The sequence below is a fragment of the Streptococcus sanguinis genome, assembly GCF_050223295.1.
Taxonomy (GTDB): Bacteria; Bacillota; Bacilli; order Lactobacillales; family Streptococcaceae; genus Streptococcus; species Streptococcus sanguinis_X.
In genome coordinates, this window is sequence record NZ_CP071424.1 from 1,390,391 (window position 1) to 1,408,787 (window position 18,397).

General features: G+C 45.1%; 13 protein-coding genes. 2 read left to right on the forward strand and 11 right to left on the reverse strand.

The genetic code is table 11. From position 1 onward, the window contains the following. Window positions 1-62: 62 nt before the first annotated feature. From J1C77_RS06820 to J1C77_RS06870, 11 genes are all read right to left on the reverse strand, one after another. Window positions 63-809 carry a PoNe immunity protein domain-containing protein gene (locus tag J1C77_RS06820; RefSeq protein ID WP_002920977.1) on the reverse strand — a complete coding sequence of 249 codons (747 nt, stop codon included), beginning with the start codon at window positions 807-809 and terminating at the stop codon, window positions 63-65. A 284-nt stretch (window positions 810-1,093) separates the two neighbouring features. Further along, a complete protein-coding gene (locus tag J1C77_RS06825; protein ID WP_002920976.1) occupies window positions 1,094-4,639 on the reverse strand; it encodes a pneumococcal-type histidine triad protein in 3,546 nt (1,181 codons plus the stop codon). Window positions 4,640-4,648: 9 nt separating this feature from the next. Continuing rightward, window positions 4,649-5,587: a metal ABC transporter solute-binding protein, Zn/Mn family gene (locus J1C77_RS06830; RefSeq protein WP_002920975.1), complete on the reverse strand. Its 939-nt coding sequence runs from the start codon at window positions 5,585-5,587 to the stop codon at window positions 4,649-4,651. Window positions 5,588-5,868: 281 nt separating this feature from the next. Then, complete coding sequence (carB, locus tag J1C77_RS06835; RefSeq protein ID WP_002920974.1) at window positions 5,869-9,048, reverse strand: carbamoyl-phosphate synthase large subunit; 3,180 nt, start codon at window positions 9,046-9,048, stop codon at window positions 5,869-5,871. 23 nt (window positions 9,049-9,071) lie between these two features. Next, window positions 9,072-10,148, reverse strand: coding sequence for a carbamoyl phosphate synthase small subunit (locus tag J1C77_RS06840; RefSeq protein ID WP_042762831.1), 1,077 nt, complete (start codon window positions 10,146-10,148; stop codon window positions 9,072-9,074). 114 nt (window positions 10,149-10,262) lie between these two features. After that, complete coding sequence (locus J1C77_RS06845) at window positions 10,263-11,180, reverse strand: aspartate carbamoyltransferase catalytic subunit (RefSeq protein ID WP_002920972.1); 918 nt, start codon at window positions 11,178-11,180, stop codon at window positions 10,263-10,265. Between the two features lie 106 nt (window positions 11,181-11,286). Beyond that, window positions 11,287-12,570, reverse strand: coding sequence for a uracil-xanthine permease family protein (locus J1C77_RS06850; RefSeq protein ID WP_002920971.1), 1,284 nt, complete (start codon window positions 12,568-12,570; stop codon window positions 11,287-11,289). Window positions 12,571-12,578: 8 nt separating this feature from the next. Beyond that, window positions 12,579-13,097, reverse strand: coding sequence for a bifunctional pyr operon transcriptional regulator/uracil phosphoribosyltransferase PyrR (gene pyrR, locus J1C77_RS06855; RefSeq protein ID WP_002920970.1), 519 nt, complete (start codon window positions 13,095-13,097; stop codon window positions 12,579-12,581). A gap of 233 nt (window positions 13,098-13,330) precedes the next feature. Beyond that, entirely contained in the window at window positions 13,331-15,868 is a 2,538-nt protein-coding gene (locus J1C77_RS06860; RefSeq protein ID WP_049547677.1) for a pneumococcal-type histidine triad protein, read from the reverse strand. Between the two features lie 138 nt (window positions 15,869-16,006). Beyond that, on the reverse strand, window positions 16,007-16,639 hold the full coding sequence (locus tag J1C77_RS06865) for a Pr6Pr family membrane protein (protein WP_002920967.1): 633 nt from the start codon (window positions 16,637-16,639) through the stop codon (window positions 16,007-16,009). 7 nt (window positions 16,640-16,646) lie between these two features. Continuing rightward, the gene (locus J1C77_RS06870) at window positions 16,647-16,985 is read right to left on the reverse strand and encodes a zinc ribbon domain-containing protein YjdM (RefSeq protein ID WP_002920966.1); all 339 of its coding nucleotides are present in this window, start codon (window positions 16,983-16,985) and stop codon (window positions 16,647-16,649) included. Between the two features lie 274 nt (window positions 16,986-17,259). Here J1C77_RS06870 and J1C77_RS06875 point away from each other — a divergent pair, with 274 nt between their 5' ends. Then, window positions 17,260-17,784 (forward strand): membrane protein, encoded by a 525-nt coding sequence (locus J1C77_RS06875; RefSeq protein WP_002904666.1) that lies wholly within the window; start codon window positions 17,260-17,262, stop codon window positions 17,782-17,784. A gap of 20 nt (window positions 17,785-17,804) precedes the next feature. Beyond that, the gene (locus tag J1C77_RS06880; protein ID WP_002920964.1) at window positions 17,805-18,338 is read left to right on the forward strand and encodes a transcription repressor NadR; all 534 of its coding nucleotides are present in this window, start codon (window positions 17,805-17,807) and stop codon (window positions 18,336-18,338) included. Window positions 18,339-18,397 lie beyond the last annotated feature (59 nt).

The window sequence follows — 18,397 nt, forward strand, 5'->3', positions numbered from 1 at the left end:
AGAGTACGGCCATTACTTCTGTAAGCCACTAATTCTATCACTTAAATATCTCTTAGCACATACTAGTCTTTCGCTCCTTCAACAATCAAATCATAAGGGAAATACGGAATGCCTTCCAATTCCTTGTAATTCAAACCTCTAATTTTGCAAATAGCTCCTGATTCAAAGGACCAATAGCCATAATAACTTTTATTGTTTGTTTTATGCAAATCATGCCATCCCGTATCTTTGCTCCCTTGATACCATTTCTTAGTCAAATATTCTCTCAGCAGTTTGAGAGCCTGTTCAGCGTTCTCTTCTTCAATAATTTTCCGAGTAAAGCCATAGGGTCTTGGAAAATTATAGTTTATCCGAATCTTCCAATCTGGATAACGTGATTGGATCAAGTAATCAATCAAATAATCCTCTGAATCATCTTTTTTGACCAAGTCTACCAACTGATCAAAAATCTCCTCATCAATCTCTAACAGAATACCAATAGAAAGCGCCCATACCATTTGTTCGTAACCAGAGTTACTATGCCATGATAGCTTCATGTTTTTTATATACTTAATATACTCGCTCTTAAATTTTTCAAGAGAATAACCAGCTGTATAAGTAGCAATCATAATTTCTTTTTGATATCTAAAAATCGATGATCTTATATTATAGATTACTACCATATTATCTAACGAAAATTTTTGAACTCCTTCTTTCTCATCTTGTTCAATTTCTTGAATTCTTTCTTCAGAATCCTGAATAGCTTTTTGAAAAATATTTATAAGTCCATCTATATTATTTTTATCTGAAAATGTATCTCTTAATTCCATTTATATCCTCTATCTAAGGCCATAAAGCGCCTTCTTTTAGGTTAAAAACTTTCAACTTATTCTCAGCCTTATTGATTATTCTGATTTTCTTCCTTACGTTGTTTATGAAGATCCTCAAGAAATTCCTCCTGAACTTGCTTTAGCATACTACTGTTCTCTGTTTATTTTAACACAATATCATTCAAATAAGTATAGGGTTGTGAAAATCAAAAACGAATGATGGTCTTAGACTTGGCTTGGTCTTCATCATTCGTTTTATTGTTGTTTTACATCAAAATGTAGTATTAACTAATCTGAACAGTTTTCTGTTGCCCGTCTGCTCCTGTAAAGCTGATGCTTCTGCTTGCTGGATTATAGCTGAAAGTCTCTGGGCCGACACCGTAGAGCTGAGAAAGCTCCTGCAATTTCTGGTTGAATGCTTCCTCTGTCATGCCAAAACTCGCTGCTAAGCTTGATTGACCAGTTGGGTTTGCAGCTGTAGAGGCTTCTGCTGGCTTGTCAGATTGGTTTTGAGCTGCTTCTCTAGTGGCAGATTCGGAAAGTAGATTATCACTTTGCGCAGTTTCTGGAGCACTGCTGCTTGCTGGCTGACCAGAAGTAGGCTGTTCAGCCTGTGCTTTCAGGAAGCCTTTTTGCACCGCATGGGCATCTGCTGCTTGACGTTCAGCTTCTGACAAGTCTTTCTTGTAGATATAATGCTCGTGATCCAGATGGGCTACCCGATAGCCTTGCTCATCCGCTCCGACCATATCCTGAAGATTAAAATGATAGCCATCATCGTCCCTATGCTGAGAATTGAACTCGCTTGCCCCCTCAGGATGGACGAGTGACTGCTGGAAGGCCAAGATTTCCTTGAGCAGCTCTTTCTTGTCTGTAGCTCTCTGTCCAAGCTTATCAAAAAGCTGGTCCAGCTGCTGGTATTGCTGCTCACTTCCTTGATTCTTTTCCAGATACTGATGGATAGACATGAGCAGATTATAAAGCTGTTGATAAACTTCCTGATTTTCAGTATTAGCCGGCTCTTCCTTTTGTCCGGCAATGGTCCGGCTCATCTGATCCAAAAGCTTCTGACTGGCTGCCAGCAGAGCTTGCTTATCTGAGCTGCTGCTCTTTAACTTCTTGCCTAATTCCAAGATTCTAGCTGCATAGTCTGCTCGGCTGTTTTGGTCCTTTACTTCTCCAAGCAGTTCCTGCGCTTTTCCAAGAAAGACAAGCGCTTGAGCGCTCTTCTCGCTATCATCCGAAATGCCAAAATCATCATAAATCCCCTTCAAAAATTCATAAATCATGGCCTTATAGGTTGGCTGATCGGGCTCTCCCTGATCCAGCTCTGTCTTTTCAGAGGACGGAGAAGGCTGACCGCTAGCAAGGGCCGCTGCAATCTCTTTTTTAGTCTGATATAGGGCAGGGAAAAGCTGCTGGAGATTGGTCGCTTCTATAAAGGCTTGAGACTTATAGAGAGTCAAGGTCAGCCCAGCTGCTTTTCTGCGCAGCTCAGGGCTCAAACGCCCATCCTCCAAAGCTTGGTAGAAATAACGAATATACTCAACCGCTGTGACGCCTGTCCGATCATGATAATCTTCTAAAGCGGATAGTAATTGTCCTAGCTCTGCCATTTCAGCTTGATTCTGGCCAGCATAAGCATTTTGCAGACGCTGCAGCAAGTCAGCTTTCTTCAGCCCATAGCTATCCGTATCAAGTCGGTTCATTCTCTCCAAAAGTCCTTGATAGTTCTTGTCTAGCTCGGTCTCTTGAATTGGCTTGACCGTCTGATCCACATGGATAAACTGCTTATCAAAGTTATCTAGACTGTTCAGATAACCAGCTGTTGAGTTGCTAGGCAGCTTCTTCATGGTTTCCACAAACTGCCCCAAAGCCAGCTCAATCCGCCGCTGCATAAGAGGATCATCGGCATAGAGACGCTGGCTGTCCGCTTTTAGGCTTTCTACTTTTTGCAAAATAGCGGCCTCATCATAATCCCCCTGCTCATATTTAGATTGAATCTGAGGCAGACGATTTTTCAAGGCTTCTGCTGCGCCCTTGGACTGGATCTTGATATAGTGATTGTGGTCGCCATGAGGAATGACAAACTGACCATCTTCCACCTGCAGACTGTAAGGCGAAAGACCTGAGCGCAGGGCTGTTGTGTAGAGCTCATTCATGAAGTCCAGCTCTGCATTGCCCGTTACTAGAGGAATGCGGACATGCTCCTTGCGGACAGCATAGGGGTGGATATGTGTCGGATCGTAGGCTTGGTCAGGGTTATTAAAGACAAAGAAGCCATTTGAGATGCGAACCGCTTCCTTGGGAACGCCATAGGTTTGGCCGATATAAGCAATCTTTTCCTCATCGCTGGCATCGCGTGAATAGCGTTCAGCGTCATTGACTACTGCTGATGGTTTTACTGGTTGCTGCTTAGCCAAGACCCGCTCCGCTGCTTGAATCTGTTCAGAAGTCAAGTCTTTCCTGTAAAAGTAATGAGCATGGTCTCCGTGCGATACCATGTAGCCTTGGTCGTCCTTGCCAATGACAGCCTCCGCATGAAAACCATGGTCGTGATCAGGCTGTGACGGTAGCTGAGGCTTCAAAGCTTGCAGTGGATCTCCTAGGGGCTCGTAAGTATAGCCAATAGGAATTAAGCGGGCAATCTTAGCTTCCAAGTCTGACAGCTTGTCATAAGGAATGAAATGATGGTGGTCTCCGTGGGGTATAACGACCCCTTTGTCTGTCCGACGGCTGATTTTCAGCGGGTCAAACACCACGCCGTCCCCTTCATGATAGCGCTGAGACTGAGGCAGGGCATAGAGTTGCTGCAGCAGACTTGATATGGATGGCTGAGATGGTTGAGACGGCTGAAGCGGATTGGATAGACTCGGCTGAGTGGTCGCTAAGCCAGGACTTGGCTGCTCAATCTTTGAATGATTTGGCAGCTGTGGAGTCGGATTTGAGACGGCTCCACCCTGATTGATAGCACTATTTTGATTCCATGTGTTAGAAGATACTATCGGCCTACCGTAGTTAGGCGGATTCACCCGTCCGCCGGCCTGCCTGCTATTCCAGTAGCTCTGAGCCGCAGCCAATTCTGCTGGTGACAGGTCGCTCTTAGGAATGTAGTGAAAATGCCCGCCATGTGGCACGATAAAAGCATCGCCAGTATCTTCGATGATATCAGACGGACTAAACGTATAACCATCATCCGTCCTATATCCCCCTTGGCCTTGGTAAGAAACTCCTGCAAGGTCTGCTGCCGTCTTTCCCGCAGCGAGGGACTTGCTGGGCTGGCTGAAATCGCGGATCTTGCTTGATTTTGCAGTAGAAGATTTGCCACTATCGCCTTCTTCCTTGGTCTTATGCAGCTTCTTCTGCCTGGCAATCTCATCCACTGAGCGGACATTACTGGTATGCTTGGCATCCTTGAGGTAGAGATAATACTTCCCCTCTACCTTGATGATGTAACCATCCTTGACCTCATTGACAATATCTGCTTCCTGCAGCGTGTAGTTAGGATCTCGGATAATCAGCTCTTCGCTGATAATGGCATCAAAAGGCACCTTCCCGTCAAAGTAATGATAATGGTCTCCATGGGAAGTGACATAGCCCTGATCTGTGATTTTCACGACGATCTGCTCTGCTTCGATACCTTCTTCATCATTGATTTGATCAGATGTCAAATTTTTATCCGTCTTGTCGCCCGAAGTCTTGTCCTCAATATAGGCTACTTTGTTATCTTTGGTCTGAGGTCGGGGCTGAGCTTGCCATTGGATAAGACCGTAAGTTCCGATACCAAGAGCTAATACAGCAGCTGAAGCAAGAAAATATTTCTTTTTCATGGTTGTCTTTTATCCTTTCAAATCTTTAGCTAAAACAGCTAGATTTTCTTCTAAATTTTCTAAATAAGATAGTTGGTTGGCTGGGTCTGCTTCCAGAGGATTCAGCTCCTTGATTTGTACACCGGTCGCCTTGACCAAGGTTTGAGCCACTTTGGAAGAAGCATTGCTTTCCACAAAAATGGTCTTCACCTTGTGCTCCTTGACAAAGTCTTCTATCTCTGTCAGCTGACGCGGACTAGGCTCCTGCTCTGGTGAAATACCAGCAATGCCCAACTGGGTCAGCCCGAAGCGCTTGGCTAGATAAGAAAAGGCTGTATGTTGCGTGACAAAGGTCTTATTGGGCACTTTATCAAAAATCTCCTGATAGCGTTCTGTCAGTTTTTTGGCCTCTTCTTGAAATTTTCGAGCATTGGCCTGATAAGTATCCCGATGGTCGCTATCCAGCTCCGACAGTTTGTCAGCGATAATCTGAGCTTCCTCTGCGACCTTCTGAGGATCCAACCAGGTATGGGGGTCATAGAGCGTCTTCTCATCCACTCCCTCTCCCGCTTGGACATCTTCCAAGCCAGCGACTCGATCCAACTCCATTCCCTGGGAAGCCTCAAGGACTTGAACCTTGGAATTCTTGAGACTAGGATTCAGCTCTCCCGCCCAGGACTCCAAGGTCCGTGAATGATAGACAAAGACATCTGCATCATAGATGGCTGCCACATCATTGGCTGAAGGCTCAAAATCATGAATACCACTGCTAGACTGAATCATGCGCACGTCATTCAGATCGCCTGATATAACCTTAACCATAGAGTAGATAGGATAAAAGCTGGTTACAATTCTCAAGCCTTGCGACGAACTGGATGGACTGGATTCTTTTTGAGACTGACAAGCCCAGAGACACAAGGCCAGGGCCAGCAGACTAAGGCAGGATGAGAATTTTAAAGCGCGTTTCATAATATCTCCTTAACTTATTATTAACCAGTTTATTAACTGGTTAATATAATACACTTTGTCAACTTCTTTGTCAAGTTGTTTTAAGAAAATAAAGCAAAAAGGAAGTAGAATTCCTTCCCACTTCCACTTTGCTTTTAATTCCAATATTTTGAAAGGTTATTTATTATGACTATTCAAGGACAGAATATGCTTGGGCAGATGCATTTCTCAAGCTTAACCGTTTGAGATTACTTTTTCGACTTGCAGACGGTAAAATGACAATCTGGAAGTCAAAAATCGTTCTAAATCGCCTCTGTAGTGAAACTGCGGCTTTCCAGGACCTTCAGCATGGCATCAGCCGTGTCCAAGGCTGTGAAGAGTGGAACTCCATGCTCAATAGCTGAGCTGCGGATAATTTGACCATGTTTGTCAGCTGTCCGCTTGGTTCCGACCGTGTTGATAATAGCCTGAACCTTGCCCTTGCGGATATAGGCTGGGATATCCTTGTTATCATCACTACCGATTTTTTCCACCAGACGGACGTGTAGGCCATGATTTTCAAAATAGGAGGCTGTTCCCTTGGTTGCCCAGATACCATAGCCAATATTAGCAAAACGCTGAGCCAGCTGCAGGGCTTCTTCCTTGCTGTCGTTTGCAATAGTAAAGACGACATTTCCAAAGTTTGGCAGATGGAGATAGGAAGCCTCAAAAGCCTTATAGAGTGCTTTTTCGAGCGTACGGTCGCTGCCCATAACTTCGCCGGTAGACTTCATTTCAGGCCCCAAGAGACTGTCGACCTTAGCCAGCTTGGTAAAGGAGAAGACTGGCGCCTTGATATGAACCATGGAACTTTCTGGATGAAGACCATCTTCATAGCCCAGCTCTGCCAGACTTTCTCCAAGAATCAAACGAGTCGCTACTTGCGCCATCGGAATATCGGTCACCTTGGACAAGAAAGGAACAGTCCGACTGGCACGCGGATTGACCTCAATGACATAGACCTGCTCATCCTTGATGACGAACTGAATATTCATCATACCAATACAGTTCAGTCCCAGAGCCAAGCGTTTGGTATATTCAGCAATGGTATCCTTGACTTTCTGAGATAGAGTTTGTGGCGGATAAGCCGCCATGGAATCCCCTGAGTGAACCCCTGCCCGCTCGATATGCTCCATAATCCCTGGAATCAAGACCTGACGGCCATCGGAAATGGCATCCACTTCGCACTCATCCCCAACAATATAAGAATCAACCAAAACCGGATGGTCTGGACTGGCCTTAACCGCTGTCCGCATATAAGAGCGTAGATCCGCTTCGTTTTCTACGATTTCCATAGCACGGCCACCCAAGACATAGGAAGGCCGCACCAGAACGGGGAAGCCAATCTTACGAGCAGCCTCTACTGCCTCCTCTTCATTAGTAGCCGTCTGACCCGGCGGCTGCGGAATATCCAGCTCCTTCAGTGCCTGCTCAAAGAGATCCCGATCCTCAGCTCGATCCAAGTCTGCCACTTGGGTACCTAAAATCATCACACCTGCCTTGGACAGTGGCTCTGCAAGATTAATGGCTGTCTGCCCGCCAAACTGTACGATAACCCCTTTAGGCTGCTCCAGCTCAATGACATTCATGACATCTTCAAAGGTCAGCGGCTCAAAATAGAGCTTGTCAGAGACAGAAAAGTCAGTTGACACAGTCTCTGGATTGCTGTTCATGATAATCGCTTCGTAGCCAGCTGCCTGAATAGCCTTTACAGAATGAACAGTCGCATAGTCAAACTCCACTCCCTGACCAATTCGGATAGGACCAGAGCCCAGCACCAGAACAGATTCCTTGCTGGATTTGACAGATTCATTTTCAAAGCCATAGGTAGAGTAGAAATAAGGTGTCGCAGACTCGAACTCAGCGGCACAGGTATCCACCATCTTGTAAACCGGCACAATCTTCTGCTCCTGCCGGATGCGACGCACCTGCTCGGCTGTCATGTCCCACAAGGATGCAATCTTAGTATCCGCAAAACCATTTTGCTTGGCTTTCTTAAGCACATAGCTATCTCCGATATGACTGGCCAACTCCTGCTCGATTTCGTAAATGTGGAGCAACTTATCCAGGAAAAAGACATCAATCTTGGTCAGTTCGGCAATTTCATCCGGACTGTAACCACGTCGAATAGCCTCTGAGATATAGAAAAGTCGGTCGTCTTGCGCCTTGACAATCTTCCTCATCAGCTCATCATCGCTTACTTGGCTGAGAGCAGACAGCTCGTTGTGGTCCACACCAACTTCCAAAGAGCGGCAAGCCTTGAGCAGACTCTCCTCGATATTGCGGCCGATAGCCATGACTTCCCCTGTCGCCTTCATCTGGGTTCCCAGACGGCGCTCACCCTGCTCAAACTTATCAAATGGAAAGCGTGGAATCTTAGCGACCACATAGTCCAGAGCCGGCTCAAACATAGCATAAGTAGAACCTGTCACCGGATTAATGATTTCATCTAATGTAAGCCCGACCGCGATTTTAGCCGCCAACTTGGCAATCGGATAGCCAGTCGCCTTAGAGGCTAGGGCTGATGAGCGAGAAACCCGCGGATTAACCTCAATGACATAGTACTTAAAGCTATGCGGGTCCAGAGCCAGCTGCACATTACAGCCACCCTCAATCTTCAGTGCTCGAATAATCTTGAGGCTGGCGTCCCGCAGCATCTGGTATTCATAGTCTGAGATAGTCTGACTAGGTGCAAAAACGATAGAATCCCCTGTGTGGATGCCGACTGGATCAAAGTTTTCCATATTACATACGACCAGCGCATTGTCTGCGCCATCCCGCATGACTTCGTATTCGATTTCCTTAAAGCCTGCTATGGAGCGCTCAATCAGACACTGGGTAACCGGAGAGAGTTTGAGGCCGTTTTCTGCGATTTCCTGCAGCTCTTCTTCATTGCTACAGATACCGCCGCCAGTTCCTCCCAGTGTAAATGCCGGACGGACAATGACTGGATAGCCGATGCCAGCCGCAAATTCCAGTGCTTCATCAACTGTATTGACAATTTCTGACTCAGGGATGGGCTGGCCTAGCTCTTCCATCAGCTGCTTAAAGAGATCTCGGTCTTCCGCTTGGTCAATGGCCGACAGCTTGGTTCCCAAGAGTTCCACTCCTAGCTCTTCTAAAAGTCCTGACTTGGATAGTTCCATGGCCATATTGAGTCCGGTCTGGCCGCCCAGAGTAGGCAGAAGAGCATCCGGCCGTTCCTTACGCAATATCCGCGCAACAAACTCCAGTGTGATAGGCTCGATATAAACCCGGTCTGCAATTTCCTTGTCCGTCATGATGGTCGCTGGATTAGAATTAACCAAGACGACACTGTAGCCCTCTTCTTTCAAGGACAGGCAAGCCTGGGTTCCTGCATAGTCAAACTCCGCAGCCTGACCGATAACGATAGGACCAGAACCGATGACCATAATTTTCTGAATATCTTTACGTTTTGGCATAGTGCACCTCTCAATCTTGCTTCCTAGTAAGCCTGATGGGCATCCATCATTTCCATAAACTCATCAAAGAGATAGTCTGCATCATGCGGTCCCGGCGCAGCATCTGGGTGAAACTGCACAGAAAAGGCGGGATAATCCCGATGGCGCACACCTTCAACAGACTTATCATTGATTTCTTCATGAGTCACAATCAGGCATTCCGGCAAATCCTCACGACTGACTGCATAGCCGTGATTTTGACTGGTAAAGTCAACTCGTCCTGTCGCAATCTCGCGTACCGCATGATTGAAGCCACGGTGGCCGAACTTCATCTTATGCGTCTTAGCACCGTTAGCCATGGAGAAGAGCTGATGTCCCATGCAGATTCCAAAAATTGGAATCTTGCCCTGAACATCACGAATCATGTCCAAAGCCTCCGGCACATCTTCCGGATTTCCCGGTCCATTGGACAGCATGACGCCGTCAGGATTGAGCTGGAGAATTTCCTCAGCGCTGGTATCATAAGGTACCACTGTCACGCTGCAGTTGCGCTTGGCTAACTCCCGCAGGATAGAATGCTTAAGACCAAAGTCCACCAATACCACGCTGCGACCCGTTCCCGGGGCTGGATAAGACTGCTTAGTAGAGACCTGCTTGATGTTATCAGTCGGCAGAACAGTCGCCTGAAGCTGGTCTTGCAGATGCTCGATGCTATCATCCGCATTGGCAATGGTTGCTCGCATGGTTCCATGCTGGCGGATAATCTTGGTTAGCGCCCTTGTATCAATTCCCGAAATTCCTGGTATCTTCTTGATTTTGAGGAACTCATCCAAAGACAATTGCTGGCGCCAATTGCTGGCACGGCGTGCATACTCATATACCACCACTCCCTTGCAGGTCGGTAAAATGGACTCATAATCGTCCCGATTGACACCATAATTTCCAACCAAGGGATAGGTAAAGGTCAAAATCTGGCCGTTATAAGACTGGTCCGTAATTGATTCCTGATAGCCTGTCATGCCTGTGTTAAAGACGATTTCGCCTGTCACAAAAAGATCCGCTCCAAAAGCTTCCCCTTCGAAAATCATGCCGTTTTCTAATATTAAAAGTCTCTTTGCCATTGTTCCCTCCTGTCCAAGATGCAGACCGCCCATGACCATCCACATAAGATATATAATAATAGGGAGTGGGATTGCTTCACATAGCTTCACCCACTCCCGGCCTACTGTCCGAGATTATTGACGACCTTTCAGAACCGCTTCGATAATAGCCATTCTGACAAAGACGCCGTTGGTCATTTGTTCAACGATACGCGATTTTGGTGCTTCGACCAGATGATCCGCAATTTCTACATCGCGGTTAACTGGAGCTGGATGCATCAGAATCGCTGTATCTTTCATACGGTCATACCGCTCTTGAGTCAGACCATGCAGTCTGTGGTAATTTTCTTTAGAAAAGATGGACTCGTAGTCATGACGCTCATGCTGCACGCGCAGGAACATCATGACATCCACTTCTTCAATCACCTCATCAATGGTGACAAACTTACCATAGTCCGCAAACTCTTGGCTCCGCCATTCTTCCGGACCAGCAAAGTAGAGCTCTGCCCCCAAGCGCTTGAGAATCTGCATGTTTGACTTAGCCACGCGCGAATGGTCCAAGTCACCAGCAATCGCAACCTTTAGTCCTTCAAAGCGACCAAACTCTTGATAAATAGTCATCAAATCCAGCAAGCTTTGGCTAGGATGCTGACCAGAACCGTCTCCACCGTTAACGATAGAAGTCGTAATGGTTGGACTTTCCACTAGCTCTTTGTAATAATCCACTTCTGGGTGGCGAATGACACAAACATCGACGCCAAGGGCAGACATGGTCAGGATAGTGTCATACAAAGTCTCTCCTTTATTGACCGAGCTGGTCTTGACATCAAAGTCCAGAAGATTGCAGCCTAACTTCAACTCTGCTACCTCAAAGGCCTTGTGGGTACGAGTCGAAGGTTCAAAGAAGAGGTTAGACACGATATGCTGCTCATCATAATGGACTTTAGCGCCATTTTTAAATTCGATTCCGCGTTTAATCAAGGCCATAACTTCTTCATTTGACAGAGTTTCCATAGAAACAAGGTTCTTAAGAGCGATTTGATTGGATGACATGATGTAATTCTCCTTTATGAAAGAATGAGGGCTTCCAGAGTGCTGCAAGTAAAGTCGCTCTGAGAGCAAGCTATTTTGAACGAAAGTTAATGATTTAGCACCTAGCTCAATCCTTGGGCTCAGGCAGGACAAGATAGAGTACAATTCCCAGAATAGTTGACAAGGCAACTCCTGAGATTTGCAGACCCGACAGCTGCAAGGTCAGACCGCCGATACCAGATACCAAGATGACACTGGCAATCAAGAGGTTCTTTTTATTGTCAAAGTTGGTCTGTGCTTCGATCAGAATCTTGAGACCGCTCGAAGCAATTACCCCAAAGAGGGCGATGGAAATACCACCCAGCACAGGACTCGGGATGGATTGGAGCAGGGCTGAGACCTTGCCCACAAAGCTCATGACAATGGCCAGCACTGCAGCACCTGCAATGACATAGACGCTATAGATTTTATTGAGCGCCATGACTCCGATATTCTCTCCATAGCTAGTCACTGGTGGTGCTCCGAAAAGCCCTGCAATAATCTGAGCCAGACCATCACCAGTCAAAGTCTTGTCTAGACCCGGATCCTTGAAGAAGTCCTTACCTGTCAAGCTATTCAGCACCATAACATGCCCGAAGTGTTCTGTCATGGTTACAAAGGCGATAGGCGCCATGGTTAAAATCGCACTAGGATAAAATTTCACATCATAGTCCAAGAAAGGCAGACTCATTGGCGGAAGGTGGAACCAAGAAGCTTCTCCTACCTTGGCAAAAGAAACAATTTCCTGCCCAGTCACAGCCCCTAAAATCAAGCTAAAAATGTAGCCGACTATCAAGCCTAGCAAGACTGGGATGATTCCCACAATCTTCTTACCATAGATATTAAAGAGAATGACTGCCAAGAGAGTGACCATACCAATAATGAAGTAGGTCAAATCATAAACCTTTTCGCCATTAGTCAAAGTCTTGTTCATCACATCGCTAACAGCTGTTCCAGCCAAGCTCAGACCAATGACCATGATGATAGGCCCAACCACTACTGGCGGCAACACCTTGTCAATCCAAGCATTGCCGGCAAACTTGACAATCAATGCCACGATAAAGTAGACCAAACCACCGGTGATGGCTCCCTGTGCAACCGCTCCGATACCATCTGTCTTCATCAGCATCTGCATGGCTGCGATATAAGCAAAGCTAGAGCCCATGTAAGCCGGAATCTTGTACTTAGTAACAGTCAGATGGGCAATCGTTCCAAGACCGCTGGAAAAAAGAGCCACCGCGGGGTCAATTCCTACCAGAATCGGTACCAAGACCGTCGCCCCAAACATGGCGAACAAGTGCTGAAAGGATAGTCCTAAAAGCAGACCTGGCTTTGGCATATCATGCACATCATACTTAACATCTTGACTCATTTAGCTAATTACTCCCCCATAATCAACACGCGATCTTGACCGTCTGTCTCGGTCATCTCAACAACAATCTCCTCAGTTTGGCTAGTCGGAATGTTCTTGCCGACATAGTCTGCCCGAATGGGCAGCTCGCGGTGGCCACGGTCAACCAAGACAGCCAGACCAACCCGAGAAGGCCGACCATGACTGACCAGATTGTCAATAGCCGCTCGAATGGTTCGTCCCGTGTAAAGAACATCATCGATCAGGATTACTTGACGGTCGGTAATATCTACTGGAATCACTGTCGTATCTTCCTCAACCTTTATATCATCTCGAAAAGGCTTGGTATCTACCTCTGCGACTGGAATATCAATATTCTCCAACTGAGCCAATCGCTTCTGAATCCGGTTAGCCAAGTGAACCCCACGGGTCTTAATGCCAGCCAAGACGACTTGATTTAAGTCCTTATTGCGCTCGATGATTTCATAGGTAATCCGCGTAATCGCACGATTCATGGTGATGTCATCGACAACTTCTTTTGTTTTCATTCTTTCCTCCTCAAACAACAGAAAAAGTCTCCTTATTACAAGGAGACTTCAGAAAAATCTAGTTAGGTAAGCTGAAACAAGACGCACTTGCTTACACTCCACCCATCTTTTTACTTGCTCCTTGTCTATCTCTCTGGATAGAATTAAAGGATTATTTAATTTTTTATACTATATCACAAATTCAAAACTATTTCAAGAAAAAATTGTATTTTTTCTGCTCAACTGGATAAGGATTAGTGATTAGCTTCTTTCTCTTCTTTTTCCTTATCTTTAGAATCCTTTTGATTTTCTTTGTTTGTTGCTTGAGCTGGCTCGTCTTTTAATTCAGGCTTTTCAGCAGTTGGTGCTTCTTCTGATGATGGCTTAGAAGAGTTTTCTGGATTCTCAGCTTGATTGTTTAACTCTGCTTCAGGAGATCCAGCTGGATGCTCGCTATCATTAGAATCTCCTTGGCCGCTTGCTTCAGCTGAGGCTGGCTTATCGGATGATGGTTTCCCTTGGACATCTGCCTTATTAGACTCACTTCCCTTAGGCGATTCCTTATTTTCTTCTTTTGGATCAGCCGGCTTATTATTGTCAATGCTGCCACCCTGAACATCTGGGAAATGCTGCGCCAAGGCTTTCGGAATTTTATTTTCATTCAATTCAAGCTCTTCTTTAGGGATGTGATTGTCGCTGACATTGATATAAGTCACCGTCTTATTTGGTTCCTGCAGCGCTAAGGTTGTGATTTTATTCTTGTTGACAGCCAGATTGTCTAAAGCCCTAAACTGATTAATCCCTTCCAAGTTTTTCAGCTCATTCTCACCCAAGTTTAAATTCTTCAAGGAAGACTGAGCGGCTGGAATCTCCAAAGATTCAATCTTGTTTTGACCTGCGGACAAAGTTACTAAATTCTTAGCAGCTTCAACTCCTGCTAGCGAAGTCAGACGATTGCCATTTAGGCTTAGAGTTGTCAGATTTGGACTATCCTTCAGGAAGTTCAAGCTCTCAACATTGGAATTGTCAGCTGTTAATTCTTCAAGTTTGGAAGCTTTGAGGGTATTGAGATTTAAGTTTGGATTATTGGATAAGAAAAGCCTTGTTAAATCTTCTTTTTGGCTCAGAGCAGAAACATCTTGTAGTTGATTATGCTCTAAACTTACCGCTTTTAATTTTGAAAGCTTGGTCAAAGCAGAAATATCAGAGATATTATTGTAGTCAAGGTTCAATGACTCCAGATTTTTCAACTCCGCCAGCGGTGAAATATCGGTAAGGTCATTTCCCGCTGCTGCGACTGTCTTGAGGTTTGGGTAATCCTTTAAGAAAGTTAAATCGGTGATGCCATTCTGGGAAATATCCAAGCCTTCCAAGGTCGGAATCTCTTTTAAGAAATCATAGTTGGTAACGCCTGTCTTTGTCATCCATAGCTGTTTCAAATGCTTAAATTGCAGCACTGGTCTGATGTCCTTTATCGGAGTAAAGCCTATTCCCAGAACTTCAATATTTGGCATCAGTTCTAAACCTTTTCTTTCTAGCGGATCTTTGCGCTGGCCGATATTTAAGTATTTCACAGTTGCAAGCCAGGCTTTCATCTTTTCCGTATCCGTCTCACCTGATGGGAATGGGCTATCTGCCGTAGCATGTAAAATATCTTCAATGATTTCATCATCAAATCCTAGAGCTTTCAAGGTTGCCATACCAACTGCGTCATGAGCGTGCGGATTTCCATGAGGGTCAAAAGGCTTGGTCGTATCAATCTCACTGACCAAGGTTGAATGGCTGTGGTCGCCATGCGGATAGATAAATACCTTTCCTTTATCTGTATCGCTCACCTGAATCAGACTTTCATCGATTCCTAATTGCTGAGCTAAATAGGCCTTTTTCTTGGCAATTTCTTCCTCGTCTGATGGATTTGGCGAAGGCTCAGGTGTAGGAGCTGGTGCTGGCGACGGTTCTGGTGAAGGCTGTGCTTGCCCTTGTCGGCCATAGTAGGCATCTTCAGCAGCTTTCTTATGTTCTGCGGGAATCAATGACTCCCAAGGTGAAGCAATCAACTGCTCATAGGGGATGAAATGAGTATGACCATTATGATCTGCCAGCAAGCCTGTAGCAAGTTTGCCTATTACCCCTGTGCCTCTAAATAAGAATCCATCACTTGTAGGATAATCAATCCCAGCAAACTGGTGTTTAGTTGTCCCTTGCTGCTGGGGAACAGATGGTCTAAGCACTGGCTGATAAACATGTCCCGTAGGATTGCTAGACGGCGTTGGACGATTGGTCGGAGCTTGTGCAAGATTACCCACAGACTGTTTCAAAATATAATGGAAATGATCCCCGTGACGCACAACATAGCCGTATTGGTCTTCTGACACAATGTCTCTAGGATTAAAAACATAGCCGTCATCTGCAGTGCTCATTTGATTTGCCAGCTGAGGGGAGCCTGCAGGCACTTGCCCATCTTTTGGTATCAGATAGGCCCATTTACTATTCTTTAGATCAGAATAAAAAATAAAGTGCGTATGGCCATCATGCTCTAAAATCAAACCTTCACTAGTTCTAGCTTTAATTTGAGACTCGCTTTTGAAGAGAAAACCATCATCCGTCGGCTTATCAACTCCAGGAACCTGTCCTTTTTTGGTCGCCTTACTTTTCTTCTTCACTTCTTGCTTGGTCTTCACCTTCTCTTGACTGCTTTTCTGTTGAGATGTCTGAGACTGACAAGCAGCCAAGCAAAGATTACAAGCTAGAAGGATCCCTGCTAGTCCTAACAGTTTCTGATTGTGTTTCATTCTTTCCTCCTTTTTTGTTTAACCGGTTAATCATTAACTAGTTAACTATATCATACAAATCTGATATTGGCAAGAAAAAATCGAAGCAAAATAAAAAAACAGATAAAATCTGTTTTTTTCATCTACAAGTACATGTATCTATGAAGTCTTCTTCTTTGAGAAAGAGATAGCTTTTATCCCGTAAAAGACAAAACCAAATACCAGATAGGCTGCAAAGATAATCAGACACATCTGGATGACATAAGGCCAGCCTTTCTTAAAGACATTGAGGAAAAAGTAAGGAAATGGATTGTCCTTGGATCTTGGAATATCTATTTTCAAGAAAAAGCCATTAAAGAGAGCAAAGGCCATGTAGACCAAAGGCACACTCGTCCAAGAAATCGGATCAAACCAGCGGTACTGGCGCGATTTGTCAAAGATTACTGTATCCAGAAGAAACGCCAAGGGGACTATATAATGGCAAAGGAAATTCTCTAGACGGTAAAAATCTGTCGCAATCGGAGCCAGCAAGAGGTGGTAAACGACGCAAGTAATCATGATGGACATGGTCACCCCACCCTTGATTCTCAAGATTTTTGGCGCCTTCCAAGCATCGCCAGGTCTCGTCATCAGATAGACCAGATAGCCCGTAAAGAGCAGGACCAAGAGATTGGACAAAACCGTATAGTACATGAGCATGCCCACGCCATACTTAGTGATTTCCAGATACACACCCAAAAAGGCCAGGATAAAAAGAATAATTCGATAAATTAAGATAAAACGACGATTCATAGTGACCTCAAATTTTCTTAACAAACTCTGACTTGAGCTTCATCGCACCGAAGCCGTCAATCTTACAGTCGATATTATGGTCGCCTTCCACGATGCGGATATTTTTCACGCGTGTTCCTTGCTTGAGATCCTTAGGTGCTCCTTTGACCTTCAGGTCCTTAATCAAGGTAACTGTGTCGCCATCAGTCAGCTTATTGCCATTAGCATCGATCGCTACTGGTCCTTCTTCTGCTTCTTGAACCTCAGCTGGATTCCATTCATAGGCGCATTCTGGGCAGACCAAGAGCGTTCCATCTTCGTAGACATACTCTGAATTACATTTGGGGCAGTTTGGTAAGTTGTTCATTTTTTCTCCATTTCTAGTCAAGGCTGCTAAATTCCCATACCAGCCTTCTCTATATGATTAAGCTCTTCTTTCATTTTTCAAATCCAGCAGAACACTAAGCCATGTGAAGGTCAACTAAATCCTAAAAATCTAGTTTTCTCCTATTTCCACACCTTTCTAGTATAAGCTATTTTAAGCGTTTTGACAAATCTCTTTTAGGATTTCCTACAGGTCTTGACCTTTCTGCAAAAACAGTGTACTATACTAGTGTATATACAGATAAAAAGGAGTCACTATGAAACCAAGATCTAAAAATCAGTTTATGACACTAACCGCTTTTTTGACTGCACTAGCCATTGTTATCCCACTAGTTATGCCGATTAAAATTGTCATTCCGCCCGCCTCCTTCACCTTAGCCAGCCATGTCGCTATTTTTTTGGCTATGTTTATTTCCCCTCTCATGACGGTGATTGTCGTGATTGGTTCAGCTATTGGGTTTGGAATGTCCGGACTTCCTTTTATCATCACTCTTAGAGCCCTGTCCCACTTGCTCTTTGCTAGCATCGGCGCTCTTTATCTGCAAAAGCACCCGGACACACTGGACAGCCAGAAGAAGACTTGGATATTTAATTTCCTACTGGCCTTGATTCATGCCTTTGGTGAAGTGGTCGTCTGCATCCTCTTTTACACGACTTCTGCCTATCCTGCTAATGCTTTCTATATCTTATTTGGTCTGGTTGGACTTGGTACGGTCATCCATAGCATGGTCGACTTTGTCATTGCTAAGTTCATCTATCAAGCGCTGAAAAAGATTCGCTAGAGCTTGAAGATTCCTGACTTTTGGTTTACAATGAAGCTATGACCAAGCAAAGACGAGAAGAACTATTAAACCTTTTGAAAACATCATCTGCTGCCCTTAACGGCCAGTCACTGGCTGAACATTTCCATGTGACCAGGCAGATTATCGTGCAAGATATTGCCCTCTTGCGGGCTGATGGTGCCCCCATCCTCTCAACCAATCGTGGCTATCTTTATAAAGACCGCCAAGAAAATGCTGCTGTCCATCAGCTCTTCAAGGTTCAGCATGGGGCTGAGGATATGGAGACTGAGCTGCTGGCTATCGTGGATAATGGCGGCCGCGTGCAGACTATTTTGATTGAGCATCCGGTTTACGGTGAAATACAAACTTACCTGAAACTGACCTGTCGCCGTGATGTTCAACATTTTCTCCAACAGGTTAAAGAATCTCAATTCCGTCCTTTGTCTGAGCTGACAGATGGAGTCCACTATCATCTAGTACAAGCCGACTCCCAGCAGGATTTGGACTATGTAGAATCTGCCTTGAGAGACCTAGGATTTTTACAGGATAAATAACAAGCAAGAAAAAGACTGATTAGGCCCCAACCTATTCAGTCTTTTTAGTACATACTCTT